The following is a 22,939-nucleotide window of genomic DNA, read 5'->3' on the forward strand; positions in this document are numbered from 1 at the left end:
GTGAGCAGATCGACAAGCATTCCCGGTGGCAAGCTTACGCCTCCCGGCTCGGCAGGAAGGCCCGAAATACATCGCCAAAAGGCCGCCAATTCGCTGCAAATGCTGTGTCAAAGCGGGCTGGCGAGGCGTGCCGGCTCGCTCTGGAGCGGGTGCCACGTTTGTTGCGGCGACGCCTTACTCGGTCTGCTGGATGGCGTCGCTGAGGTTGTCGGTGAGGTATTCGCGCTGGGAAGACTGGTCGTTGCCGATGAATTCGATGTCATCGATGCGCCACTGGCGGTTTTCGCGCACCAGCAGGATCTTGTCGTTCCAGGATTCGTCGCTGCCCGATTGCTGGTAGCGGAAGGCCACCTGGCAGGCGGCGCGATCCGCTTCGCTGTCGCAGGACTGGACGGCGAAGGAAGTGGCGCCCTCGAAGAGCGAGGTGAACAGATCGCCCTCGACGATGGGGGCCGCCTGCGGGCCGGCGGCGGCCTGGTAGCGGGCATCCGCGGCTTCGGCCCGGGTCAGCAGGTTGTAGAGGGAGCGGCTGACCAGCGGTTCGAACTGCTTGAGTTCATCGGCCGAGGGCAGGCCGGGGGCGTTGTGCTTGAGGTGGATGCGGTAGAAGTCGCCGACCACTTCGGCCTGCTGCTGCTCCTCGCCGCTGAAATTGTTGCAACCCGACAGGATCAGCAGCATGCCCAGGGCGACGGCGCCGGCACCGGTACGCAATGCGTGGGCGGAAGAGGGGGCGGCCGCGGGTGAGGCTGAAGGTGAGGCTGGGCGGGGAGGAGGGGCGGGACGGTGCAAAGTGGTCATCCTGGTGTTCCTGGCGCCGGGTCTTGCCCGGTGCTCGTGTCATGGCGGCATATGCCCCGAAGAGGGCGCTGTGCCCGGTTACGGCCTGATGCAGGGTTGATGCTGGGTTGACGCTCTTGGGTCTGCCCGGTTAGTCAGGGGCGAGTCGCAAACGTTCCGCAGCGCCCCGGTTGGAGGCGCTGCAGAGGGTGGCAATGCGGTGGTGCTGCCGACGATCAGGGGGGGGCGGGCTTAGACCGATTCGGTCAGCAGCGAGAAATGTTCCACCTGCGGGGCGCCGGCGAAGAAGGGGCCGACGATGCCGCGCCATTCGGTAAAGGCGGGCGATTCGCGGAAGTCCACGGTATGGTTTTCCAGGGTGGCCCAGTACACCATGAGCAGGTAGCGCTCTGGCGATTCGACGCCCTTTTGCACCTTGTGGCCGAGATAGCCGGTGGCCTTGCTGATGGTCTGCGCCAGGCCGCGCTGGATGGCTTCGTCGAATTCGGCTTGCTTGCCGGGTTGGATGCGGATGTCCGCCAGTTCCAGGATCATGTGGTTCTCCATTGTGCAGTGCATAGTCGAGGGTGAGCGCCGGCGCCGTGGTGCGTCGGCGGGCCGCACGATTATCACATTTTCCCCGGAGGCCGGCGTTCAATGGAATTTGTGGTCGGCTGAAAAGCTTTCACGCGCGGCCTGCGGTGGCCTGTTTTGGGGCGTCGTCATGGTGCGCGCAGGTTTTTTGCACCGTCTGGCGGCAAGCCGTGTGGATGCCGAAATCTTTTACGGATTTATTTTGCGTCCACGCGCCGCAGCAATTGTTATTTGGGGCCGCGCTCAATACACTAGCTCCCGTTTTATCTATCCAAAATCAAAACAAATCTACAACGAAAGGGATCTCCATGTCGGGTTCGTATTTCCCCCAATGGCGGCTGCGCCAAAGCACCACTGACGGCCAGGGAGCCGTGATCGCCGCCGACGAGCGGCTGCCTGCGCCACAGACCCTGGCCATGGGGGTGCAGCACGTGGTGGCCATGTTCGGTTCGACCGTGCTGGCGCCGCTGCTCATGGGCTTCGATCCCAACCTGGCAATCCTGATGTCCGGCGTCGGTACGCTGCTGTTCTTCCTGCTGGTGGGCGGCCGGGTGCCGAGCTACCTGGGGTCCAGCTTTTCCTTCATCGGCCTGGTCATTGCGGTGACCGGTTATGCCGGTTCCGGTGCCAATGCCAACCTGGGCGTGGCGCTGGGTGGCATCATCGCCTGCGGAGCGGTGTATGCGGTGATCGGTCTGATCGTGGCCGGCGTCGGTACCCGCTGGATCGAGTCGCTGATGCCGCCGGTGGTGACCGGTGCGGTGGTGGCGGTGATCGGCCTGAACCTGGCGCCGATCGCGGTCAAGGGCGTCTCGGGCAGCAATTTCGACAGCTGGATGGCACTGGCCACCGTGCTGTGCGTGGGCTTCGTCGCCGTGTTTACGCGTGGCATGCTGCAGCGCCTGCTGATTTTGGTCGGGCTGCTGCTGGCCTATGTGCTGTATGCAGTGCTGGCCAATGGCCTGGGCCTGGGCAAGCCGATCGACTTTGCCAGCGTGGCCAATGCCGCCTGGTTCGGCGTGCCGCACTTTGCCACTCCGGTGTTCCAGGCCAGCGCGATGGCCTTGCTGGCTCCGGTAGCGATCATCCTGGTGGCCGAGAACCTGGGTCACATCAAGGCCGTGTCGGCCATGACCGGCCAGAACCTGGACCGCTACATCGGCCGTGCCTTCATCGGTGACGGCCTGGCGACCATGCTTTCGGGTAGCGTCGGCGGCACCGGCGTGACCACCTATGCCGAGAACATCGGCGTGATGGCCGTGACCAAGATCTACTCCACCCTTGTGTTCGTTGTGGCGGCGGTGATCGCCATCCTGCTGGGCTTCTCGCCCAAGTTCGGCGCGGTGATCCTGACCATCCCCGGGGCGGTGCTGGGTGGTGTATCGATCGTGGTGTTCGGTCTCATTACCGTGTCCGGCGCCCGCATCTGGGTCGAGAACAAGGTCGATTTCTCCAACAATACCAACCTGATCGTGGCGGCCGTGACCCTGGTGCTGGGCGCGGGCGACTTCACCCTCAAGCTGGGCGGCTTCGCGCTGGGTGGCATCGGTACCGCCACCTTCGGGGCGATCATCCTGCATGCGCTGCTCAAGCGTCGGGGTTGATTCCATCCTGACAATGCGTGTGGGCGGGAAGGAAGAGGCCGGTTCGGGTCGGGCCGTTCCGGGCGATCGGCCTTGATGTTCTGTTCGTGCTGAATGTTCGGATATGGCGGAGATTTTGTGAAAATTTCCGTTGAGCAATCTCCGTTTGCTGTCTATACTTTGGCGCGTTGCAGCGCAGCGTCGCCGCCATGGCCCCGGGGGGCCGGGCAGGAGGCCAGGACAGCCTGCTACACGTCGTCGGGCCAGGTCTCTTGCCAGGCTCGCTTATCAGGGGAATCACCGCATGAACTCCGCCATCCGCCTGCCAGCCTTGCTGTGCATCGCCCTCCCTTTGCTGTCGGCCTGTGACGCCCTGGCCGGCAAGAAGGACTACGCCTATTTCCGCCAGCATATGGACGAGGCCAAGTCGGTATCCGACCAATGCCAGCTCAATGGCACATCGGGCATGAACCAGTCCCAGATCAAGGTCTGCGAAGCCGCCCGTGAAGCCTGGGCCAATCGCAACTTCAACTATTGATCGGCTGAGGCGGCCCGGATGCGCCCTGGCATCGTCACGGCGCTGTCACAAATCTGTCAAAGACGGTCGTTAGAATGCGGGGTTTTCGATTGCCCTCTTCCCTGACTGGCCGCTCATGCACAATCCGCCGGATACGCCGCAAGCCTTGCACCTGCTCTACGAGCCGGCCGGATTCATCTGCTCCTTCCGTTTCGAGGAGGGCCGTGCCCGGCAGATGAACTGGAACGAGGTGGTCGATGATCATCCGGTCGCGCCGGCGTTCAGCTGGCTGCACGTGAAGACGGCCGACGTGAAGATCCAGCAATGGCTGGCCCACCACAGCGGCATCCCCGAATACATCACCGAATTCCTGCTCAGCAGCGACACCCATCCGGGCCTGCATGCCACGCCCGACGGCGTCTACGGCACCTTGACCGACATGAAGATGGAGATCGGCGACACCGGCACCGAGAAGGGGGCGCTGCATTTCTACCTGGACCGCACGCGCCTCCTGACGCTGCGCACCCAGCCGCTGATTTCCACCAACATGCTGCGCCAGAAGGTGTTGGACGGCGGTGATTTCGACAATCCCATGGACCTCTTCGCCGAGCTGCTGCGCTGCCTGGCCGACGGATTCAATGCGCGCCTGGACAAGCTCAACGACAAGGTGGACGACATCGAGTTTTCGGTGCTGTCGGACCGCCGGGCTGAAGACCGGGCCGAACTCTCCGGGATTCGCCGCCAGCTGGCCGAGCTGCGGCGCTTCATCGCGCCGGAACGCCGCATCCTGGCGCAGTTCCAGCGCTTGCGCCCGTCCTGGGTGCCGCGCGAGGCACTGGAAGACCTGACCCATGCACTGGACGAACTCAATGAACTGCATTCCACCGTGGAAGCGGTCTATGAGCGTGCCAAGCTGCTGCAGGAAGAGATCGCGTCGCAGATGTCGGAGCAGATGAACCGCAACCTGATGGCGCTCTCGATCCTGACCGCGCTGTTGATGCCGGCCACGCTGGTGTCAGGGATTTTCGGGATGAACGTGGCAGGTCTGCCGGGTCTGCATGACGAGACCTCGTTCTGGATCGTGATGGGGCTCATGGGTGGCCTGGGGGTGGCGACCGTGGCTTTCCTGCGGTGGATGAAGATCTTCTGAGGAAGATCTTCCTGATGGCGCTTGAGCTGCTCGAGGTGCCTTGTGCGCTTGAGGCGCTTTGGGCGCTTCAGCTGCGGCAGGCACCTGCAGCGTTTCAGTCGCGTGCTGCCATGGCTTCCTCGCTCTCGCGGATCAGCTTGTCGATGTCCAGGTTGTCCACTGCTTCCACCCGCAACGACAGCGGGCGCCACAGCGAATACAGCCACAGGCCGATGGTGCAGAGCGTGCCCAGGAACAGGGTGATGAAGCCCGAGAGGAACAGCCCGATGAAGGGTGAGGCGATCAGGCCGTCATAACCGATCAGGTGCTTGCCGTCCCAGGTGATGGTCTGGGCGCCGAATAGCGACAAGACCCCCATCAGGGTCGAAAACGGTACCAGCGAAAACGTGGTGCCGATGGCCAGCAGCTTGTAGATGGACGCCATCGACATGCGCTGGATCTTGATCTGCTCGAACATGAGCCTTCCCCTTGCTCGTCCGCGTGGAGTTGTCCACGCCGCTGCGCCTTCCCGTGCACGGACGGCGTAGCGCATGGCGCCGCCCGCGTGGCCTTGCGGCCGGTTCCCCGGAATACCGGGATTACTTGCCCCAGCTGTCCTTGAGCGTGACCGCGCGGTTGAAGATCGGCTGGCCTTCGGTCGAGTCGACGCGGTCGGCCACGAAGTAGCCGTGGCGTTCGAACTGGTAGATCTCGCCCGGCTTGGCGTTCTTCAGGGTCGGCTCCAGGTACGCGGTGATGACTTCCTTGGAGTTCGGATTCAAGGCCGCCAGGAAGTCCTTGCCGCCGGCATCCGGATGCGGGTCCGAGAAGAGGCGGTCGTACAGGCGCACTTCGGTGGCCAGGGCGTGGTCCGCGCTGACCCAGTGCAGGTTGCCTTTGACCTTGTAGTTGGAGCTGCCTTCGGTGCCGCTCTTGCTGTCTTCGAAGTAGTTGCAGTGGACGGCGATGACGTTGCCGTGCTCGTCCTTGTCGCAGCCGGTGCATTCGACCACGTAACCGTAGCGCAGGCGCACCTTGTTGCCGGGGAAGAGGCGGAAGTAGCCCTTGGTCGGCACTTCCATGAAGTCTTCGCGTTCGATCCACAGTTCCCGGGTAATGGGGAAGTGACGGTGGGCGGTGTCGTGTTCCGGATGCGCCGGCGGATAGACCGGGGCGCTGCAATCGATGGACACGCCTTCGGGGAAGTTGTCGATGATCAGCTTCAACGGACGCAGCACGGCCACCGCGCGCGGGGCCTTGGGGTCGAGGTCTTCGCGCAGTGCGCCTTCGAGCACGCTGAAGTCGATCCAGCTGTTGTTCTTGGAGGCGCCGGTGCGGTCGCACATCAAGCGGATCGCTTCCGGGGTATAGCCGCGACGGCGCAGGCCGACGATGGTGGGCATGCGCGGGTCGTCCCAGCCGGAGACGATCTTTTCATCGACCAGCTGGCGCAGCTTGCGCTTGCTGGTGATGATGTAGGTCAGGTTCAGGCGGGCGAATTCGTACTGGTGCGGCAGCGGCTTCCTGAAGAAACCTTCCTCGGCCAGTTGCTCCAGCAGCCAGTCGTAGAAGGGGCGCTGGTCTTCGAACTCCAGGGTGCAGATGGAGTGGGAGATGTTTTCCAGCGCGTCCTCGATCGGATGCGCGAAGGTGTACATCGGGTAGACACGCCACTTGTCGCCGGTGTTGTGGTGGGTGGCATGGCGGATGCGGTAGATGGCCGGATCGCGCAGGTTCATGTTGGGGCTGGCCATGTCGATCTTGGCGCGCAGGATCAGCGAGCCGTCGGGATGCTTGCCGTCGCGCATTTCATCGAACAGGCGCAGCGATTCCTCGGCCGGGCGGTCACGCCAGGGCGAGTTCTTGCCGGGTTCGGTGAGGGTGCCGCGGTTCTCGCGCATCTGCTCGGCGTTCTGCTCGTCCACATAGGCCAGGCCCTTGCGGATCAGCGCCTGGGCACAGGCGTACATGACGTCGAAGTAGTTGCTGGCGTAGTACAGGTGCGACTTGCCGTCGTGCTCCCAGGAGAAGCCCAGCCACTTGACCGAGTCGAGGATGGTGTCGACGTACTCCTGCTCTTCCTTTTCCGGGTTGGTGTCGTCGAAACGCATGTGGCAGCGGCCGGCGTAGTCGGCGGCCAGGCCGAAGTTCAGGCAGATCGACTTGGCGTGGCCGATGTGCAGGTAGCCGTTGGGCTCGGGCGGAAAACGGGTCACCACCTGCGGCAGGGCCTCGCCCTGACCGTTGCTGCGCTCGGCGTAGGTGCCGGAAACCAGATCGGATTCGATGATGCCGCGCAGGAAATTGGTGGAGGGGGCAGGGGTGTGACCGTTTTTCAGTTCGTTGCTCATGAGATGAATCGGAGGAATGCCTGTTTATTCAGATGGCAAGCATTTTACCGCACGTGCCCGATTTCAACGGGCTTTGCGGCTGCCAGGGCCAGATTTTTTGCCGGGAGACAACGCATGGTCCAGCTTGGTGATCAGGCTGATTGCCTTGGGAGACACTTTTCTTGTTACACAAGATACGGGTGGGAATTACCTGTCAGGAGGGGCGGCTGGCAATCTGCGCCCATGACTTGGCAGCGTGCCGGGTCAAGTGAACATTCCGGACCCCTTGCAGGCAGGGGCGGACAAGAAAAAGGAGCGCAATCATGAATCGACTGATCAAACTGGTCGTCGCCGCCGGCGTGGCGGCAGCAACCCTTTCCGCCTGCGTGGTGGTGCCGGCCGGACCGCCGCAACCGCACTATTACCGCCCTTATTACGGCCCGGGTTATTACTACGGGCGCTGATCGGCCGCTGATCGGTCGTTGATATTCCCGGTACTGGCCTGGATCACATCTGCCTGAACAGATGGGCGAAGAGGCGGCTCACCGGCAGCCGCTGGCCGTCAGGTCGGCCATGCAGGGTGAGCCACAGCTTGCCCGCTTCGTCGCGCTGCGCGGCCTGTATCCGACGGGCCTGGACCACGATGCCGCGATGGACCTGCCAGAACTGCTGCGGGTCCAGTTGCGGGATCAGTTCCCGCAGGCTGGTACGGATCAGGGCCTCGCCCTCGGCGGTGACCACGTTGACGTATTTGTCGGTGGCTTCGAAGTACAACACGTCCTGTACCGGGATCATCCTCACCCGGCTGCCCACGGCGGCGCGGATGAAGTCCAGCCGGGGTGGCTTGTCGCCGGGAGCGGGCAGGGCCAGCGCGCGCAACTGCGCCAGGGCGTGCTCCAGGTGGGCATCCTGGCTGCTGGCGGCGCGCTGGGCCAGCAGGGTTTGCAGGCGCCCGACCGTCACCGCCAGGCGTTCGCGGGTGACCGGTTTGAGCAGGTAATCGACCGCGGCGCGTTCAAAGGCCTGCACTGCATAATCGTCATAGGCCGTCACGAACACCAGCAGCGGGAAGGGCCGCTGCACCGGCCATTCCTCCCCCAGCTGCGCCGCCACTTCCAGCCCGGTCAGTCCGGGCATCCGGATATCCAGAAACAGCACATCGGGCAGGGTCGCCAGCGTCAGCTCCAGCGCCTCGATGCCATTGGCCGCCAGTTGCGGCGGTGGCAGTGCCGGCCAGGCCTGGGCCAGTGCCTGCCGGAGCGCCTGGGCCAGCAGGGGTTCGTCTTCGGCGATCAGCGCTGTAGGGACGGCCATGATGGCTCCAGAGTGAAGGATTCTTCAGACAAGGTTTTTAGGCATCAAGGGCGCGGTTGTGGCGCGTGGTGCGGTGGGCGCTCTTGAGTGCCTTCAGCGGGATGGTGATCTGCGCCATGGCGCCGGCCGGGACGTTGTGGGTGATGATCAGTTCGGCCAGCGGGCCATAGAGCGTGACCAGACGTTCGCGGATATTGTCCAGGCCGAAATGCATGCCGATCACCGGCTCCTTCTGCGGTGGTGGCTGGTTCAGGCTGATGCTGGTGGGCAGGCCGGCACCGGTATCGAGCACGCTCAGGACCAGCATGTCGTTATGCACGGCGGCGCGCACGGTGCAGTTACCGCCGTCGACCTTGGGTTCGAGACCGTGCTTGATGGCGTTTTCGACCAGGGGCTGGAGCAGCATCGGTGCCAGCCTGAGGCGGCCCAGGTGTTCCGGCAATTGCAGGGTATAGGACAGGCGCATGCCCATGCGCAGCGACATCAATCCCAGATAGGCCTTGATCAGGTCGAATTCCTTTTGCAGCGAGGTGCTGTCGGCGCGCGAGGCCGACAGGGTGGTGCGCAGGTATTGCACCAGCTGGTTGAGCATCAGCTCGGCCTGCAGCGGATCGGTGCTGATCAGCGACTGCAGCGTGGCCAGGGTATTGAACAGCATGTGCGGCTCGATCTGGGCTTGCAGCATCTGCAGCTGGGCCTGCACGGCCTGCTTCTCGACCTGGGTGGCGTGGGCTTCCAGGGCGGCCATCTTCTGGCGGTTCCAGAAGAACAGGGTGGCGCCGAAACAGACCAGGAAGGTCAGCACGATGACCGCGATGATGCTGTCGCTGTGCTCCGGCACCAGGCTCAGGATGGGCTGGCCCATCAAGAGGCTGGCCAGCACCCGGCCCAGCAGTACCGCCAGCGGTGCCATCACCACGATCACCAGCAGCATGCCCAGCTTGTTGGGGGCGTCGTTACCCCACAGCAGCAGGCGGCTGCCGTTGATCAACAGCATGGCGAGCAGGCCGATGCACATCGATACCTGCAGGTTTTCATAGAAGCTGCCGCCAATGCGCAGCAGGTAGGTGACGGCCAGCGCGCACAGCAGGTTGATCACCAGCGTGGGCAGCAGGGCCAGCGCCAGTTCGCGCAGCAGCAGGAGCAGGCGGGGCGGGACGGAAGTATCGTGTGGGGTCATGCGGTCCTGGGAGAGTGCAAACAAGCGGCCGAGGGGCGCGCTGCCCGCTCAGCGGCGGCGCAGTTCGCGCGCGATCATCGCCTTTTTCCAGTCGGCGGGAAAGCGCCCGAATACGCTCAAGGCGTGGAATAGTACCCCGATTCCCCAGCCAAGGAGAGGCCCGATGCTCCACCAGTGAGGATGCGGGGTGAGCAGGCTGACCAGCATCAGCCCGGCATTGACCACCAGGTAGATCGCCAGATGCCTGAAAAAGCCCAGCTGGCGCGCTACGCGCCGCTCGGCGCACAGGTAGTCGGGGTGGGTGGTGTCGTTGTGAAGCTCGGTATCGCGCATGGCACTCTCCTTGTCGGGCTGGTTGGATGGATCAGGCCCGCAGCATGCGCGTCGGCAGGGTGTAGGGCCAGCGCCGTGCGACCAACGGTAGCAGCGCGGGTGCCGGATGCTTGAAGCGCGGCGTGATCTGCACTACCTTATGCGGCCCACCCTTCGGAGAACTTCATGTGGCCCTATCCCAGGATTCTTGCTCATCGCGGCGGCGGCACGCTGGCGCCGGAAAACACGCTGGCCGGTTTTCGCGCCGGTCTGCAGCACGGTTATCGTGCAGTGGAGTTCGATGTCATGCTCACCCGCGATGAGGTCCCGATCCTGATGCACGATCCCCAGCGCGGGCGCACCCTGCCCGGCAGCGGGCGCATCGCCGAGACCGACTGGGCCGAGTTGCGCGAGCTGGAAGCCGGTGCCTGGCGTGACCCCGCCTTTGCCGGCGAGCGCATTTGCACCCTGGAGCAGTGCCTGGATTTTTGCCTGGAACAGGGCATCTGGATGAACGTCGAGATCAAGCCGGCCGCGCCGGAACATGCGCGGCGCACCGCCGAGCTGACCGCGCAGGCGGTGGCGCGGCGCTTTGCCGGAGTCAGCGGTGCCGCCTTGCCGGTGCTGTCCTCGTTCTCGTTCGAGGCCCTGCTGGCTGCGCAGGAGACCGCGCCGCAGTTGCCGCGCGGCTTCCTGGTGGATGTGATCCCAGAAGACTGGCAGCAGCGCCTGGCGCAGTTGCAGGCGGTCGCCCTGCATACCAACCACAAGCACCTGACCCCGGCCCTGGCGGCCAGCGTCAAGGATGCTGGCGTGGGCCTGTTCTGCTACACCGTCAACGATACGGCACGTGCCGCCGAAATCCGCGCCTGGGGCGTGGATGCCTTCTGCACCGACCGCATCGACCTGATCGCCGCCGATGCCTGGGCAGCGTGAACGGGGGAGGCTCTTGCTAGCGGGCATCGCGCAGCGTGGAAATGAACGGCAAATCGCGCTCTTACCGGCGGACTGAATCATGGCTCGCCCGCTATGATTTCCCTGCGGTCGACGCTGTCAGCCAAAGTTGTCAGGATGCTGTCAACGTCTCGCAAAAGCCCTGCGTTAAGGAAACACAAGGCCGGCGCCCGTGAGCACGCCGGTGGACTTGTGGAGCACACAACACTGAGAGATAGAGGAAAACGATGAAGATCAACAAACTGCTGGCCGCCGTACTCGTCGCCGCCTTCGCCATGCCGGTCATGGCCCAGCCCGCACCGGCAGCGGCTCCCGCAGCCGAAGCGCCGGCCGCCAAGCCTGCTCACAAGAAGCACAAGAAGCACGCCAAGAAAAAGCAGAAGAAGCACAAGAAGCACGCCAAGAAGGCCGCGCCGGCAGTGCCCATCAACAAGGGCGCCTGATTGCGGTTGCCGCCGGCCGGAAGACCTGGCCGGCGACCTGCTTTACCGGAAGGTCAGGCTGACATTGTTAAGGACCGGGGAGCGCAGGGTAGCGCGCAGTACCGGGTCAGCCGAACCTGTAACCCGTCCGGGGTCATCCCGGCGGGTTTTTTTTCGTCCGTCGTTGCGGGCCGTCAGGGCGAGCTGATGGCGCCTGCATGAGCTTGCACGAGGCTGCCCGAGGGGACCCTTGAAGCCCGCCCATCGGCGCCGGATCACGTATAATCATCGGTTCGCAATCGTTTTTTGCACCGACTATCATCGGGCCGAATCTGCCTCTTTCCGGCGGCATCAGGTCCATTTATCCGTCTTCGAACATGAACTCAGCCGAAATTCGCGACAAGTTTCTGAAATTCTTTGAATCCAAAGAACACACCATCGTCCGTTCCTCCAGCCTGGTGCCGGGCAATGACCCGACCCTGCTGTTCACCAATTCGGGCATGGTTCAGTTCAAGGACGTGTTCCTGGGCACCGACAAGCGCAACTACGTGCGCGCCACCTCCGTGCAGCGCTGCCTGCGCGCCGGCGGCAAGCACAACGACCTGGAAAACGTCGGCTACACCGCGCGCCACCATACCTTCTTCGAAATGCTGGGCAACTGGTCCTTCGGCGACTACTTCAAGCGCGAATCGCTGAAGTGGGCCTGGGAACTGCTGACCCAGGTCTATGGCCTGCCGGCCGACAAGCTCTGGGCCACGGTCTACCAGACCGATGACGAGGCCTACGACATCTGGACCAAGGAAATCGGCCTGCCGCCGGAGCGCGTGGTGCGCATCGGCGACAACAAGGGTGCGCCCTATGCCTCCGACAACTTCTGGCAGATGGCCGAGACCGGCCCCTGCGGCCCTTGCTCGGAAATCTTCTACGATCACGGCCCGGACGTCTGGGGCGGCCCCCCGGGTAGCCCGGACGCTGACGGCGACCGCTACATCGAAATCTGGAACAACGTGTTCATGCAGTTCGACCGCCAGCTCGATGCGGCCACCGGCGAATACACCCTGACCCCGCTGCCGGCGCCCTGCGTCGATACCGGCATGGGCCTGGAGCGCCTGGCGGCCATCCTGCAACACGTTCACAGCAACTACGAGATCGACCTGTTCCAGGCACTGATCAAGGCCGCGGCCCGCGAAACCGGCATCAGCGACCTGTCCAACGCCTCGCTGCGCGTGATTGCCGACCACATTCGCGCGACTTCCTTCCTGATCGTCGACGGCGTCATCCCCGGCAATGAAGGTCGCGGCTACGTGCTGCGCCGTATCATCCGCCGCGCCCTGCGTCATGGTCACAAGCTGGGCCAGACCAAGCCGTTCTTCCACAAGCTGGTCAAGGACCTGGTGCTGCAGATGGGCGCCGCCTATCCGGAACTGCCGGAAGCCGCCGAGCGCGTCGAGATGGTCCTGAAGCAGGAAGAAGAACGTTTCGGCGAAACCCTGGAACACGGCATGAAGATCCTGGAAGCCGCACTGGCTGCCAATACCGGCAAGCTGGACGGCGAGACTGCCTTCACCCTGTACGACACCTACGGTTTCCCGCTGGACCTGACCGCCGACATCTGCCGCGAGCGCAATGTCGAACTGGATGAGGCCGGCTTCAACGCCGCCATGGAACGCCAGAAGAGCGCCGCCCGCGCCGCCGGCAAGTTCAAGATGGCTGCTGCCATCGAGTACACCGGCGACAAGACCCGCTTCGTCGGCTACGAATCCCTGGCCCAGCAGGCCAAGGTGGTGGCGCTGTACGTGGCCGGCAGCCCGGTGCAGAAGATCGAGGCCGGCCAGGACGCCATCGTGGTGCTCGATACCACCCCGTTCTACGCCGAATCCGGCGGCCAGTCGGGGGATGCCGGTGCGCTGGAAGCGGCCAATGCCCTGTTCGCCGTGGCCGATACGCACAAGATCCAGGCCGATGTGTTCGGTCACCATGGTCAACTGATCAAGGGGAGCCTGGCCATCGGCGACGCCGTCGAGGCCAAGGTCGATGCCGACCAGCGCGCGCGCACCATGCGCAACCACTCGGCCACCCACCTGATGCACAAGGCCCTGCGTGAAGTGCTGGGTTCGCATGTGTCGCAGAAGGGTTCGCTGGTGGATGCCGACAAGACCCGTTTCGACTTCAGTCACAACGCGCCGATGACCGCCGACGAAATCCGTCGCGTGGAAGACATCGTCAACCGCGAAGTGCTGGCCAACGTCGCCACCGGCGCCCAACTGATGGCTTACGACGACGCGATTGCCGCCGGCGCCATGGCGCTGTTCGGTGAAAAGTATGGCGACCAGGTGCGCGTGCTCTCCATCGGTACTTCCACCGAACTGTGCGGCGGTACCCACGTGACCCGTACCGGTGATATCGGCCTGTTCAAGATCGTCTCCGAAGGTGGCGTCGCGGCCGGCATCCGCCGGGTTGAAGCGGTCACCGGCGAAGGCGCGCTGGCGCTGGTGCAGTCGCTGTCGGCCCGGGTGGCCGAGGCCGCTGCCGCCCTGAAGACCCAGCCGGAAGAACTGTTGCCGCGCATCGGCCAGGTGCAGGACCAGGTCAAGGCACTGGAAAAGGAGCTGGCATCGCTGAAGTCCAAGCTGGCCTCCAGCCAGGGCGACGAACTGGTGAGCCAGGCCGTTGACATCAACGGTATCAAGGTGTTGGCGGCAACGCTGGAAGGCGCCGACGTGGCGACCCTGCGCGAGACCATGGACAAGTTGAAGGACAAGCTCAAGACCGCCGCCATCGTGCTGGGCAGCGTCAAGGATGGCAAGGTCAGCCTGATCGCAGGCGTGACGGCCGATGCCACCGCCAAGGTCAAGGCCGGCGAACTGGTCAACTTCGTCGCCCAGCAGGTGGGCGGCAAGGGTGGCGGTCGTCCCGATATGGCCCAGGCCGGTGGTACCGAGCCGGCGGCCCTCCCGGGCGCCCTGCAGGGCGTGGCGGGCTGGGTCCAGTCCAAACTGTAAGCCGACACCGGCGCGGAGCACTCATGAGCGATTTCAAGTTCTGCCCGGTCTGCGCAGCATCGCTGGTGCTGCGCGCCGATGAAGGCGAAGCGGGCAAGGTCCGCCTGGCCTGTCCTGAAGGCCATTGGACGCATTGGGACAACCCGCTGCCGGTGCTGGCCGCGCTGGTCGAAATCGACGGCAAGATGTTGACGGCACGCAATGCCGCCTGGGCTGAGGGGCGCTTTGCCCTCATCACCGGTTTCATGGAACGCGACGAGACGCCCGAGCAGGGCATTGCCCGCGAACTGAAGGAAGAGACCGATCTGGACGCCCAGTACATCGAGCTGATCGGTGTCTATGAATTCATGCGCAAGAACGAGCTGATCATCGCCTACTACGTCAAGGCCAGCGGGGTCATCAAGCTCTCGCCGGAGCTGGTGGAGTATCGCCTGTCGGATCCGGCCGACCTGCGACCCTGGCCGGCCGGAACCGGCCATGCCGTGGCCGACTGGATGCGTCAGCGCGATCTACCGGTGCAGTATGTAGAGTTTGCCGGTTCCGCTACGCCCATCGAGGCGCCGGTGGTGCTGAAGTAATCAAGGCGACAACAAAGCGGTGCCGACGCCCGTTGCTGCAAAAAGCTTGCTTCTGCACAAGCTTAGTGCGGCGAAAACAACAGAACTTGTGCAATGCATCAAGTCGGCGCATTTTGCAGTAAAATCGTTTTCGTCGTGATCCATTTTGAGTCGAAGTAATGACCATTCAATTTCACCGGGAACTTGATGCGCGCGGTCTTAACTGCCCGCTGCCCATCCTCAAGACCAAGAAAGCCCTGGCCGATATGGCCAGTGGACAGGTGCTCAGGGTGACCGCCACCGATACCGGTTCGGTGCGCGATTTCCAGGCTTTTGCCAAGCAGACCGGCAACGATCTGCTGGAGCAATCGCAGAATGATGAACATGAGTTCATCTTCTTCATGAAGCGCAAGTAGATTTCTGCCATGCCAGCGATGGCTGGCAGCATGAAAAAACCCGCAACTCTCCGAGCTGCGGGTTTTTTGTTGTCCGTCGCCAGGCGGTCGAGCAGCCGCCCGGGCGTTTCAGAATTCCGGGTGGAAACTTTCGGCGCGAGCAATGGGCCAGAACTTCTCATAGACCCGGTAGCGGTAATTGCCATCGACCAGGTCGTTGGGCTGCAGGTACTTGAGCACGTTGGACATCAGCTGGATCTCGTGATCGTTGATGCGCCGCACGATGTGATGCGGACGCAAGGCCGAGGTGTGCGGCAGCCCGGCGGCCTGCACCAGTTCCTGCAGCGCGTGCAGGGTGCTCTGGTGGAAGCGATGCACGCGCTCGGCCTTGTCCGGCACGACCAGGGCGCGGGCGCGATTTGCGTTCTGGGTCGCCACGCCGGTGGGGCAGCGGTCGGTATGGCAGCTCTGCGACTGGATGCAGCCCAGGGCGAACATGAAGCCACGCGCCGAATTGCACCAGTCCGCTCCCAGCGCCAGCGTGCGCGCCACGTCGAAGGCGGTGACGATCTTGCCACTGGCGCCGATCTTCACCTTGTCGCGCAAGCCGATGCCCACCAGAGTGTTGTGCACCATGACCAGCCCTTCCTGCAGCGGCATGCCGACGTGGTCCACGAATTCCAGGGGCGCGGCGCCGGTGCCGCCTTCGGAGCCGTCCACGGTAATGAAGTCAGGCACGATGCCGGTCTTGAGCATGGCCTTGGCGATGCCGAAGAATTCCCAGGGATGGCCCACGCATAACTTGATGCCGACCGGCTTGCCGCCGGACAGGCCGCGCAGCTTCTCGATGAATTCCAGCAGCCCGATGGGGTTGGAGAAGGAAGAATGCACCGCCGGCGAAATGCAGTCCACGCCCATGGGAATGCCACGGGTGGCGGCGATTTCCGGGGTGATCTTGGCCGCCGGCAACACGCCGCCGTGGCCGGGTTTGGCGCCTTGCGACAGCTTCACCTCGATCATCTTGATCTGCGGTGACTGCGCCTGGGCCGTGAATTTTTCTTCATTGAAGCTGCCATCGGCATTACGGCAGCCGAAATAGCCGGAGGCGATCTGCCAGACCAGGTCGCCGCCGAATTCACGGTGGTACTCGGAGACCGAGCCTTCGCCGGTGTCATGGGCGAAATTACCTTTCTTGGCACCCTGGTTCAGTGCCCGGATGGCATTGGCCGAGAGCGAGCCGAAACTCATTGCCGAGACATTGAAGACCGACATCGAATAGGGCTGGGCACGATCAGCGCCGACCGTCACGCGGAAGTCGTGGCTGGCGATCTTGGTCGGGGACAGCGAATGGCCGATCCATTCATGGCCGGCCTGCTGCATGTCCAGTTCGGTACCGAAGGGGCGGCTGTCGACCTCGGCCTTGGCACGCTGGTAGACGATGCTGCGCTTCTTGCGCGAGAACGGCCGGCCGTCCATTTCATCTTCGAAGAAATACTGGCGCAGCTCCGGACGGATCGATTCGAACATGAAGCGGAAATGGCCGATCAGCGGATAGTTGCGCAGCACGGCGTGGCGCCGTTGTACCAGGTCATGGATGCCCAGCACGCTCAAGGCCAGCGGAATCAGGACCCAGGCCCAGTTCAGGGCATGGGTGGAGGCCAGAGCCAGCAGCACGACGGTTAGTACGAGCACCGCCCAGAAAACCAGATACCGATTTGCCCACATGGAAAAGTCCGTTTGTTGTCATTGTTGAACCGGTACCGACCAGTTGGTCAGTAGGCGGGGTTAGCAGGATTCTAACGCCCTGGGGCCAGCCGCGTGCGGGACGAACTGAGGGGTGTTTCCCGTCGATTTAGCGGTAAGGGCCGTCGCTGACGGCACGCGGGCCCGTTACGCTGGCAGTGGGCATCCTTATTGCTTTGCCGAATCATCACGCTGGCCGCCTTGGGGATTCGGCAGCCCGGCGTCCTCCATCTCCACAACCACACCAGCTCCTGCTCAGCAGAGGCGAGAGACACGATGTCGTTATGAAAACAGTTGCTTCACGCGCCCTGTGCCGCCATGAGCCAGGCCGGGACCAGGCCGTCGTGGCCATGGCGCGCCCGCCGCGCCTGCTGGAAACCTTGCTGGCCAACCTCGATGGCATGGTCTACCGTTGCCGCGACGACGCCTACTGGACCCTGGAATTCGTCAGCGACGGTTGCCAGGCGCTGACCGGCTACGCCCCGGGTGACCTGTTGCTCAACAGCCGCTTGTCCTTCCTGGAGCTGACCCACCCGGATGACCGCGACATGGTGCGCGCGCATATCGAGACATGCCTGCGCGAGCGCCGTCGCATCGATATCGAATATCGCATCGTGCATGCCGACGGCAGCCTGCGCTGGGTGTGGGAGCGGGGCGTGGGTCTGTACAACGCGGCCGGCAAGGTGGAGGCCCTGGAAGGCTTCCTGCAGGACGTGACAGAACGCAAGGAGGCCGCCCAGGCGCTGCAGGAAGCCGAGCGACGCTATCGCAGCATCTTCGAGAATGCCATCGAGGGGGTGTTCCAGACCACGCCCGACGGCACCTACATCGCCGTGAATCCTGCCCTGGCGCGCATCTACGGCTATCACTCGCCGGAAGACCTGATCGTGGGCCTGCGCGACATCAGTCACCAGCTCTACGTGGAACCGGAGCGGCGGACCGAATTCATGCGCCTGATGGAACAGCATGGCTCGGTGTCCAATTTCGAGTCGCGGGTGTACCGGCGCGATGGCGACATCATCTGGATTTCCGAGAATGCGCGCGCGGTCTACGACGACGCCGACAAGCTGATCTGCTACGAGGGCACGGTGGAAGCGATCACCGAGCGCAAGCTGTACGAAGCCGAGATGCGTCACCAGGCCACCCACGATGCCCTGACCGGCTTGCCCAACCGCAACATGCTGCACGAACACCTGCAGCGCGCCATTCAGGTGGCGCGCCAGAAGGGTGGCCTGACGGCGGTGGTGTTCGTGGACCTGGACCAGTTCAAGTTCATCAATGACAGCCTGGGCCACCAGGTCGGCGACGAATTGCTCAAGACCGTGGCACAGCGCCTGCAAGCCTGCCTGCGCGATACCGATATGGTGGCGCGCCAGGGCGGCGACGAATTCGTGCTGGTGCTGCAGAACCAGACCGGCGGCGAGCAGGGCATTGCCGAAGTCATGCAACGTATCCTGGCGGCCGTGGCGCGCCCCTGGCAGGCCGGAGACCGTGAATTTCAGGTCACCGCCAGCATCGGCGTGAGCCGCTATCCGGCCGATGGCAAGGATGTGGAAACCCTCCTGAAGCAGGCCGACTCGGCCATGTACCGGGCCAAGGAGCAGGGGCGCAACAACTTCCAGTTCTTCGCCCCATGGATGGATACCCAGGTCAGCAACCGCCTGGAAATGCTGATCAACCTGCGTCGGGCGCTGGATCAGGAGGAGTTCAAGCTGTACTACCAGCCCAAGCTCAGCTTGAAGGACGGCAGTGTCATCGGTGCCGAGGCGCTGATCCGCTGGCAGTCGCCCGAGCAGGGCATGGTGCCGCCGGACCGCTTCATTCCCTTCGCCGAGGATGCCGGCCTGATCGTGCCCATCGGCGAATGGGTGTTGCGCACCGCCTGTCACCAGAACAAGTGCTGGCAACAGGCCGGTTTGCCGACCATTCCGGTGGCGGTGAACCTGTCGCCGCGGCAGCTGAACCAGAGCCTGCCGGATTTCGTCAGCGATGTGCTGGCCCAGAGCGGGCTGGCGCCATCCTGCCTGGAGCTGGAAATCACCGAGAACGTGGTCATGAAGGATGCCGAAAAAAGCGTGGCGACCCTGCATGCCCTGAAGCGCCTGGGCTTGCAGATCTCGGTGGATGACTTTGGCACGGGGTATTCCAGCCTCTCGTATCTGCGGCGCTTCCCGGTGGATGCGCTGAAGATCGACAAGTCCTTCGTACGCGATATCGCCCGCGATGCCGACAGTGCGGCCATCGTCAAGGCGGTCATCTCCCTGGCCCATATCCTGAACCTGCGCGTCATCGCGGAAGGCGTGGAGGATGAGGAGCAGCATGCTTTCCTGAAGGAAAATGCCTGTGATGAGGTGCAGGGTTATTACTTTGGAAAGCCGATGGCGGTGGCCGATTTCACCGAATGGCTGACCCGGCGTGCGGGAAGCGACCTGCCGGCGCCAGGTAAATAATCGTGCTCGGGGTGCAACAGGCTCCATCCGCGGAAATCTTTGTGCTACACTCCGCGCAGAACTTTTTAATGCCTTGCGCCCGACCGCCGCAGCCTGTGCGGACAACAAAGTCTCCATGACGCAAGGCCGGTAGTTGAAAAGGTGCCAGTCGGCCGTCCGCAACCCCGCGACATGACGGCTTTGCGAAAGCGCGATACCTCCGCGACGCCGATTTGCCCGGGTCTTAGATTCCAGCTCATTCAATCTCCAAACACCGGAAGGTAGCGCCGCCGCATCCAGCACAGCGCAAGGCTTGCCGTATCTGGCCTGATCGCGGGCCTGGCTTGTTGCAGCCCTGCGGGACGGAGATCAGCTGCAAGCCGAACTTTTGTTAACAACAAGACGCACAAGAGTGGTACATGAATATTGCTGAGGCCAAGAAAGTCCTCGAAACCGCATTGCTTTGCACGCATGAGCCGCTGTCGATCAATGACCTGAAGAAGCTGTACGTCGATCCCGAGAGCGACGAGAGCAGCGACGTCAATGCCGAGATGATCCGGCAGATGCTCGACGAGCTGCGTACCGAGTGGGCCGACAAGGGCGTGGAGGTGGTCAGCCTATCCACCGGCTGGCGCTTCCAGAGCCGCAAGGAAATGAAGGTCTATCTGGAGCGCCTCAATCCGGAGAAGCCGCCCAAGTACACCCGCGCCACCCTGGAAACGCTGGCCATCGTCGCCTACCGCCAGCCGGTCACCCGCGGCGATATCGAAGAGATTCGCGGCGTGGCCGTCAATACCCAGACCATCCGCATGCTGGAAGATCGGGGCTGGATCGAGTCCATCGGCCATCGCGATGTGCCGGGACGACCGGCCTTGTTCGCGACGACGCGCAAGTTCCTGGATGACCTTGGTCTGAGCTCGCTGGAGGAATTGCCGCCGCTGCAGCAGGTCAGCGGCGAAGCGGCTGCCCAGGGCGCGCTGCTGGAATTGCAGGCCCTTGAGGGCGGCGTGGCTGCCCTGGCGGCAGAAGAGCCGGACGAGGAGCTTGCAGACGCTACACCGGAACTGCCGGAAGCTGCCGATGAGGCAGGCGCTGTAAAGCCTGCAGAGGCTGCAGAAGCCGAAGAAGCCGTCGAGATCGCCGAAGCAGTGGATGGTATCGACAGTTCGCCTGACGCCGATGACACCGAAGCGTTGGTCGGACAGGCCGAAGCCGATGCTTCCGCAGATCACATGGATATTGCAGCCGCCGCCGGGGAAGAGCGCGCTGCGGGTAATCAGGACGACGCTTCCCCGGAAGCACCAGAACCTTTTGAGCAAGACGTTGCCGTAACTGGCACAGACGCCATCGAGGCCGCCGGCGAAGCGGCAGGCGAGCATAACGACACCACCGAGCGGGCCGATCAGCGGGAAGATGACGCGCGTCCGCCACATCCAGATTCGAAGAATGAAGCCAACTAGTTCCAAAGACGAGACCCAGGTCGAACTCGCAGCGGCTGCTGCCGCCACCACCGACAAGCCGGTGAAGAAGCGCACCCGCAAGCCTGCGGCCAGCGCCGCATCCGAGGCAAGCGAGGTGCCGGCGGCGCAAGCCGTGGCTGCCGATGCTGCTGCGCCGAAGAAGCGTGCTCCCCGAGCCAAGAAGGCAGTGGCCGAGGAATCGGCCCCGGTGGAGCAAACTTCCGCCCAGGTTGCAGCTGCCCCTGCACAAGAGCCTGCCGAGCCGGTCAAGAAGCCACGCGCCACCAAGCCGCGCGCCAAGAAGGCCGATCAGGCCATCGAGACCGCCGCCTCGGCCGCTTCTGCCCAGTTGAGCCTGGAGATCGAATCCGCGCCCGCGCCGGCCAAGCCCAAGCGCGCCGCCAAGCCCAAGGCGGCTGCCCAGGCTGAAGCGGCTCCGGCTGCTGCGGCACCGGCTGCTGCGGCGCCGGCGCCTGTCGAGCCGCCCAAGGTCATCGTCACCGTGGGTGAGGAAGTGGTGGCGCCGCCGGTGCTGCTGGACGCCCCGCTGGACCCGAACCGTGCCAAGCCCGCCCGTCGCGGCGTGCGCGGCCCCCGCGCCCTGCGCAACAACCGCGCCGCCCAGCGCGCTGCTGCTGGCGCTGAAGCAGGTGCACCGGCCAAGGGCGAGAGCCCCTCGGCACCGGAACAGCCACGCGGCCAGTTCGGCAAGAACAATGGCCACGGTGGTCAAAGTGGTCACAACGGCCAGCCCGGCCAGCAAGGTCAGCAAGGCAAGAAGAACTTCGACAAGAACGGCAAGAAGCCCAAGGCCCCGCAACTGGGGCTGCGCGCGACGGAGCCGGTGGACGACATCTTCTCCTACGTCACCTCGGAAGCCTATGACCGTGACGAAGGCGCCAAGGCCGGTGGTCGCCAGGCGCACCAGATGCGCGGCAAGAACGGTCGCCGCGACCTGACCGCCGAGGATGATGCTCCCAAGCTGCACAAGGTGCTGGCCGACGCCGGCCTGGGCTCGCGCCGCGACATGGAAGAGCTGATCGTCGCCGGCCGTGTCTCGGTCAATGGCGAGCCGGCCCACATCGGCCAGCGCATCCTGCCCACCGATGCCGTGCGCATCAATGGCAAGCTGATCCAGCGCAAGGTGAGCAAGCGTCCGCCGCGCGTGCTGGTGTACCACAAGCCCTCCGGTGAAATCGTCAGCCATGCCGATCCGGAAGGACGCAGTTCCGTATTCGACCGCCTGCCGACCATGAAGGCCGGCAAGTGGCTGGCCGTGGGGCGCCTGGACTTCAACACCGAAGGCCTGCTGCTGTTCACCACTTCCGGTGACCTGGCCAACCGCCTGATGCACCCGCGCTACAACATCGAGCGTGAATACGCCGTGCGTACCCTGGGCGAGCTGGAAGAGGGCATGCGCCAGAAGCTGTTGAGCGGCGTCGAACTCGATGACGGTCCGGCGCAGTTCTCGCGCATCGCCGACGGCGGTGGCGAAGGCGTCAACAAGTGGTATCGCGTGACCATCGGCGAAGGCCGCAACCGCGAAGTGCGCCGCATGTTCGAGGCGGTCGGCCTGACCGTGTCGCGCCTGATCCGTACCCGCTATGGCGCCATGACGCTGCCGCAGACCTTGAAGCGCGGTCGCTGGGAAGAGCTGGAAGAAAACGCCGTGCGCAACCTGATGGCGGCCTGCGGTCTGGAAAAGCAGGCTGGCGAGGCCAAGTCGGGCAATGGCGGCAAGCCGCAGGGCAACGCGCCTCGCGGTAATGCGATGCAGAACAAGGGGCCGCAGAAGGGGCGTAGCAGCGGCAACTTCGGCAACCAGGGCGGCAATTACGGCGGCCAGGGTGGCAATGCCGGGGGCGGCAATTACGGTGGTAACAAGGGCGGCAACAAGGGTGGTCAACCCAAGAGCCGCCAGCCTGATCCGCTGCAGACCGCATTGGGCTTCCCCGACGCCGGCAACGGCCAGCGCCGCGGCAATCGCCCGCAGCGTGGTGGCGGCAACAGCGCGGCCAACTACATGCTGGGCGGCCTGCCGAGCATGAATCGCCGTCGCGGCGGTCGCTGATGCAGTGAATTGTCCGGCGGCAATGCCGCGACAATTCGGCCTGTCATGCTGCGATAAGCCCCGCAGGAGTGCGCCAATGACGTTTTTTATGGACGTTTTTGGCGCCTTCTTCACATTTCTGCCAATTCGGGATTTGCTGTCAATACCTGGATCGGTTATAATGTGTT

At 63.8% G+C, this 22,939-nt stretch carries 21 protein-coding genes; 13 read left to right on the forward strand and 8 right to left on the reverse strand.

Features of this window, described 5'->3' with window-relative positions; all coding sequences use genetic code 11:
• Positions 1-174: 174 nt before the first annotated feature.
• Positions 175-801, reverse strand: a complete 627-nt coding sequence (locus HFRIS_RS15305; protein WP_081626871.1) for a DUF3828 domain-containing protein — start codon at positions 799-801, stop codon at positions 175-177.
• A gap of 231 nt (positions 802-1,032) precedes the next feature.
• A complete protein-coding gene (locus HFRIS_RS15310; RefSeq protein WP_006464306.1) occupies positions 1,033-1,335 on the reverse strand; it encodes an antibiotic biosynthesis monooxygenase family protein in 303 nt (100 codons plus the stop codon).
• Here HFRIS_RS15310 and HFRIS_RS25305 point away from each other — a divergent pair.
• The 4 genes from HFRIS_RS25305 (at position 1,334) to HFRIS_RS15325 (ending at position 4,624) form a co-directional block, all read left to right on the forward strand.
• Entirely contained in the window at positions 1,334-1,732 is a 399-nt protein-coding gene (locus tag HFRIS_RS25305; RefSeq protein ID WP_152486706.1) for a hypothetical protein, read from the forward strand. The genes HFRIS_RS15310 and HFRIS_RS25305 overlap by 2 nt on opposite strands.
• Complete coding sequence (locus tag HFRIS_RS15315) at positions 1,683-2,978, forward strand: solute carrier family 23 protein (protein ID WP_006464307.1); 1,296 nt, start codon at positions 1,683-1,685, stop codon at positions 2,976-2,978. The genes HFRIS_RS25305 and HFRIS_RS15315 overlap by 50 nt, the downstream gene beginning before the upstream one ends.
• Positions 2,979-3,261: 283 nt before the next feature.
• Positions 3,262-3,495: a hypothetical protein gene (locus tag HFRIS_RS15320; protein WP_006464308.1), complete on the forward strand. Its 234-nt coding sequence runs from the start codon at positions 3,262-3,264 to the stop codon at positions 3,493-3,495.
• Positions 3,496-3,610: 115 nt separating this feature from the next.
• The gene (locus HFRIS_RS15325) at positions 3,611-4,624 is read left to right on the forward strand and encodes a transporter (RefSeq protein WP_006464309.1); all 1,014 of its coding nucleotides are present in this window, start codon (positions 3,611-3,613) and stop codon (positions 4,622-4,624) included.
• A 94-nt stretch (positions 4,625-4,718) separates the two neighbouring features.
• Here the strand turns inward: HFRIS_RS15325 and HFRIS_RS15330 are convergent, their stop codons facing one another.
• Both HFRIS_RS15330 and HFRIS_RS15335 read right to left on the reverse strand, forming a co-directional pair.
• Complete coding sequence (locus tag HFRIS_RS15330) at positions 4,719-5,081, reverse strand: hypothetical protein (RefSeq protein ID WP_006464310.1); 363 nt, start codon at positions 5,079-5,081, stop codon at positions 4,719-4,721.
• A 121-nt stretch (positions 5,082-5,202) separates the two neighbouring features.
• Entirely contained in the window at positions 5,203-6,954 is a 1,752-nt protein-coding gene (locus tag HFRIS_RS15335; protein WP_006464311.1) for a glutamine--tRNA ligase/YqeY domain fusion protein, read from the reverse strand.
• Positions 6,955-7,256: 302 nt separating this feature from the next.
• Between HFRIS_RS15335 and HFRIS_RS25590 the strand changes: the two genes are divergently transcribed.
• Positions 7,257-7,397, forward strand: a complete 141-nt coding sequence (locus HFRIS_RS25590; RefSeq protein ID WP_167331827.1) for a hypothetical protein — start codon at positions 7,257-7,259, stop codon at positions 7,395-7,397.
• Between the two features lie 43 nt (positions 7,398-7,440).
• Here the strand turns inward: HFRIS_RS25590 and HFRIS_RS15340 are convergent, their stop codons facing one another.
• From HFRIS_RS15340 to HFRIS_RS15350, 3 genes are read right to left on the reverse strand one after another with little or no spacing between them, the layout of a single operon-like run.
• Positions 7,441-8,247 (reverse strand): LytR/AlgR family response regulator transcription factor, encoded by an 807-nt coding sequence (locus tag HFRIS_RS15340; protein WP_006464312.1) that lies wholly within the window; start codon positions 8,245-8,247, stop codon positions 7,441-7,443.
• A gap of 37 nt (positions 8,248-8,284) precedes the next feature.
• Positions 8,285-9,427: a sensor histidine kinase gene (locus HFRIS_RS15345; RefSeq protein ID WP_006464313.1), complete on the reverse strand. Its 1,143-nt coding sequence runs from the start codon at positions 9,425-9,427 to the stop codon at positions 8,285-8,287.
• Between the two features lie 48 nt (positions 9,428-9,475).
• Complete coding sequence (locus HFRIS_RS15350; RefSeq protein WP_006464314.1) at positions 9,476-9,760, reverse strand: 2TM domain-containing protein; 285 nt, start codon at positions 9,758-9,760, stop codon at positions 9,476-9,478.
• A 165-nt stretch (positions 9,761-9,925) separates the two neighbouring features.
• Between HFRIS_RS15350 and ugpQ the strand changes: the two genes are divergently transcribed.
• From ugpQ to HFRIS_RS15375, 5 genes are all read left to right on the forward strand, one after another.
• Positions 9,926-10,675 carry a glycerophosphodiester phosphodiesterase gene (gene ugpQ, locus HFRIS_RS15355; RefSeq protein ID WP_006464315.1) on the forward strand — a complete coding sequence of 250 codons (750 nt, stop codon included), beginning with the start codon at positions 9,926-9,928 and terminating at the stop codon, positions 10,673-10,675.
• A 245-nt stretch (positions 10,676-10,920) separates the two neighbouring features.
• Entirely contained in the window at positions 10,921-11,136 is a 216-nt protein-coding gene (locus tag HFRIS_RS15360; protein WP_006464316.1) for a hypothetical protein, read from the forward strand.
• A gap of 356 nt (positions 11,137-11,492) precedes the next feature.
• A complete protein-coding gene (gene alaS, locus HFRIS_RS15365) occupies positions 11,493-14,117 on the forward strand; it encodes an alanine--tRNA ligase (protein ID WP_006464317.1) in 2,625 nt (874 codons plus the stop codon).
• Positions 14,118-14,140: 23 nt separating this feature from the next.
• The gene (locus HFRIS_RS15370) at positions 14,141-14,695 is read left to right on the forward strand and encodes an NUDIX domain-containing protein (protein ID WP_006464318.1); all 555 of its coding nucleotides are present in this window, start codon (positions 14,141-14,143) and stop codon (positions 14,693-14,695) included.
• A gap of 158 nt (positions 14,696-14,853) precedes the next feature.
• Positions 14,854-15,090 (forward strand): sulfurtransferase TusA family protein, encoded by a 237-nt coding sequence (locus HFRIS_RS15375; RefSeq protein WP_006464319.1) that lies wholly within the window; start codon positions 14,854-14,856, stop codon positions 15,088-15,090.
• Positions 15,091-15,198: 108 nt separating this feature from the next.
• Here HFRIS_RS15375 and HFRIS_RS15380 read toward each other — a convergent pair whose 3' ends face one another.
• Entirely contained in the window at positions 15,199-16,794 is a 1,596-nt protein-coding gene (locus tag HFRIS_RS15380) for an FMN-binding glutamate synthase family protein (RefSeq protein ID WP_006464320.1), read from the reverse strand.
• Between the two features lie 302 nt (positions 16,795-17,096).
• On the opposite strand from HFRIS_RS15380, the gene HFRIS_RS15385 reads away from it, so the two are divergent.
• From HFRIS_RS15385 to rluB, 3 genes are all read left to right on the forward strand, one after another.
• Positions 17,097-19,262, forward strand: coding sequence for a putative bifunctional diguanylate cyclase/phosphodiesterase (locus HFRIS_RS15385; protein ID WP_039875973.1), 2,166 nt, complete (start codon positions 17,097-17,099; stop codon positions 19,260-19,262).
• Between the two features lie 398 nt (positions 19,263-19,660).
• Positions 19,661-20,701 carry an SMC-Scp complex subunit ScpB gene (gene scpB, locus HFRIS_RS15390; protein ID WP_006464322.1) on the forward strand — a complete coding sequence of 347 codons (1,041 nt, stop codon included), beginning with the start codon at positions 19,661-19,663 and terminating at the stop codon, positions 20,699-20,701.
• Positions 20,688-22,772, forward strand: coding sequence for a 23S rRNA pseudouridine(2605) synthase RluB (gene rluB / locus HFRIS_RS15395; RefSeq protein ID WP_006464324.1), 2,085 nt, complete (start codon positions 20,688-20,690; stop codon positions 22,770-22,772). Before scpB ends, rluB begins: the two co-directional genes overlap by 14 nt.
• Positions 22,773-22,939 lie beyond the last annotated feature (167 nt).

This window comes from Herbaspirillum frisingense GSF30, from assembly GCF_000300975.2.
Lineage (GTDB): Bacteria > Pseudomonadota > Gammaproteobacteria > Burkholderiales > Burkholderiaceae_D > Herbaspirillum > Herbaspirillum frisingense.

Bases quoted from the DNA above. Each gene is read 5' to 3' on its own strand.
- HFRIS_RS15385 (WP_039875973.1), top strand. From the start codon at position 17,097: ATGAAAACAGTTGCTTCACGCGCCCTGTGCCGCCATGAGCCAGGCCGG.
- HFRIS_RS15330 (WP_006464310.1), bottom strand. From the start codon at position 5,081: ATGTTCGAGCAGATCAAGATCCAGCGCATGTCGATGGCGTCCATCTAC.
- scpB (WP_006464322.1), top strand. From the start codon at position 19,661: ATGAATATTGCTGAGGCCAAGAAAGTCCTCGAAACCGCATTGCTTTGC.
- HFRIS_RS15340 (WP_006464312.1), bottom strand. From the start codon at position 8,247: ATGGCCGTCCCTACAGCGCTGATCGCCGAAGACGAACCCCTGCTGGCC.
- HFRIS_RS25305 (WP_152486706.1), top strand. From the start codon at position 1,334: ATGTGGTTCTCCATTGTGCAGTGCATAGTCGAGGGTGAGCGCCGGCGC.
- HFRIS_RS15320 (WP_006464308.1), top strand. From the start codon at position 3,262: ATGAACTCCGCCATCCGCCTGCCAGCCTTGCTGTGCATCGCCCTCCCT.
- ugpQ (WP_006464315.1), top strand. From the start codon at position 9,926: ATGTGGCCCTATCCCAGGATTCTTGCTCATCGCGGCGGCGGCACGCTG.
- alaS (WP_006464317.1), top strand. From the start codon at position 11,493: ATGAACTCAGCCGAAATTCGCGACAAGTTTCTGAAATTCTTTGAATCC.
- HFRIS_RS15350 (WP_006464314.1), bottom strand. From the start codon at position 9,760: ATGCGCGATACCGAGCTTCACAACGACACCACCCACCCCGACTACCTG.
- rluB (WP_006464324.1), top strand. From the start codon at position 20,688: ATGAAGCCAACTAGTTCCAAAGACGAGACCCAGGTCGAACTCGCAGCG.
- HFRIS_RS15310 (WP_006464306.1), bottom strand. From the start codon at position 1,335: ATGATCCTGGAACTGGCGGACATCCGCATCCAACCCGGCAAGCAAGCC.
- HFRIS_RS15345 (WP_006464313.1), bottom strand. From the start codon at position 9,427: ATGACCCCACACGATACTTCCGTCCCGCCCCGCCTGCTCCTGCTGCTG.
- HFRIS_RS15380 (WP_006464320.1), bottom strand. From the start codon at position 16,794: ATGTGGGCAAATCGGTATCTGGTTTTCTGGGCGGTGCTCGTACTAACC.
- HFRIS_RS15375 (WP_006464319.1), top strand. From the start codon at position 14,854: ATGACCATTCAATTTCACCGGGAACTTGATGCGCGCGGTCTTAACTGC.
- HFRIS_RS15360 (WP_006464316.1), top strand. From the start codon at position 10,921: ATGAAGATCAACAAACTGCTGGCCGCCGTACTCGTCGCCGCCTTCGCC.
- HFRIS_RS15315 (WP_006464307.1), top strand. From the start codon at position 1,683: ATGTCGGGTTCGTATTTCCCCCAATGGCGGCTGCGCCAAAGCACCACT.
- HFRIS_RS15370 (WP_006464318.1), top strand. From the start codon at position 14,141: ATGAGCGATTTCAAGTTCTGCCCGGTCTGCGCAGCATCGCTGGTGCTG.
- HFRIS_RS25590 (WP_167331827.1), top strand. From the start codon at position 7,257: ATGAATCGACTGATCAAACTGGTCGTCGCCGCCGGCGTGGCGGCAGCA.
- HFRIS_RS15325 (WP_006464309.1), top strand. From the start codon at position 3,611: ATGCACAATCCGCCGGATACGCCGCAAGCCTTGCACCTGCTCTACGAG.
- HFRIS_RS15305 (WP_081626871.1), bottom strand. From the start codon at position 801: ATGACCACTTTGCACCGTCCCGCCCCTCCTCCCCGCCCAGCCTCACCT.
- HFRIS_RS15335 (WP_006464311.1), bottom strand. From the start codon at position 6,954: ATGAGCAACGAACTGAAAAACGGTCACACCCCTGCCCCCTCCACCAAT.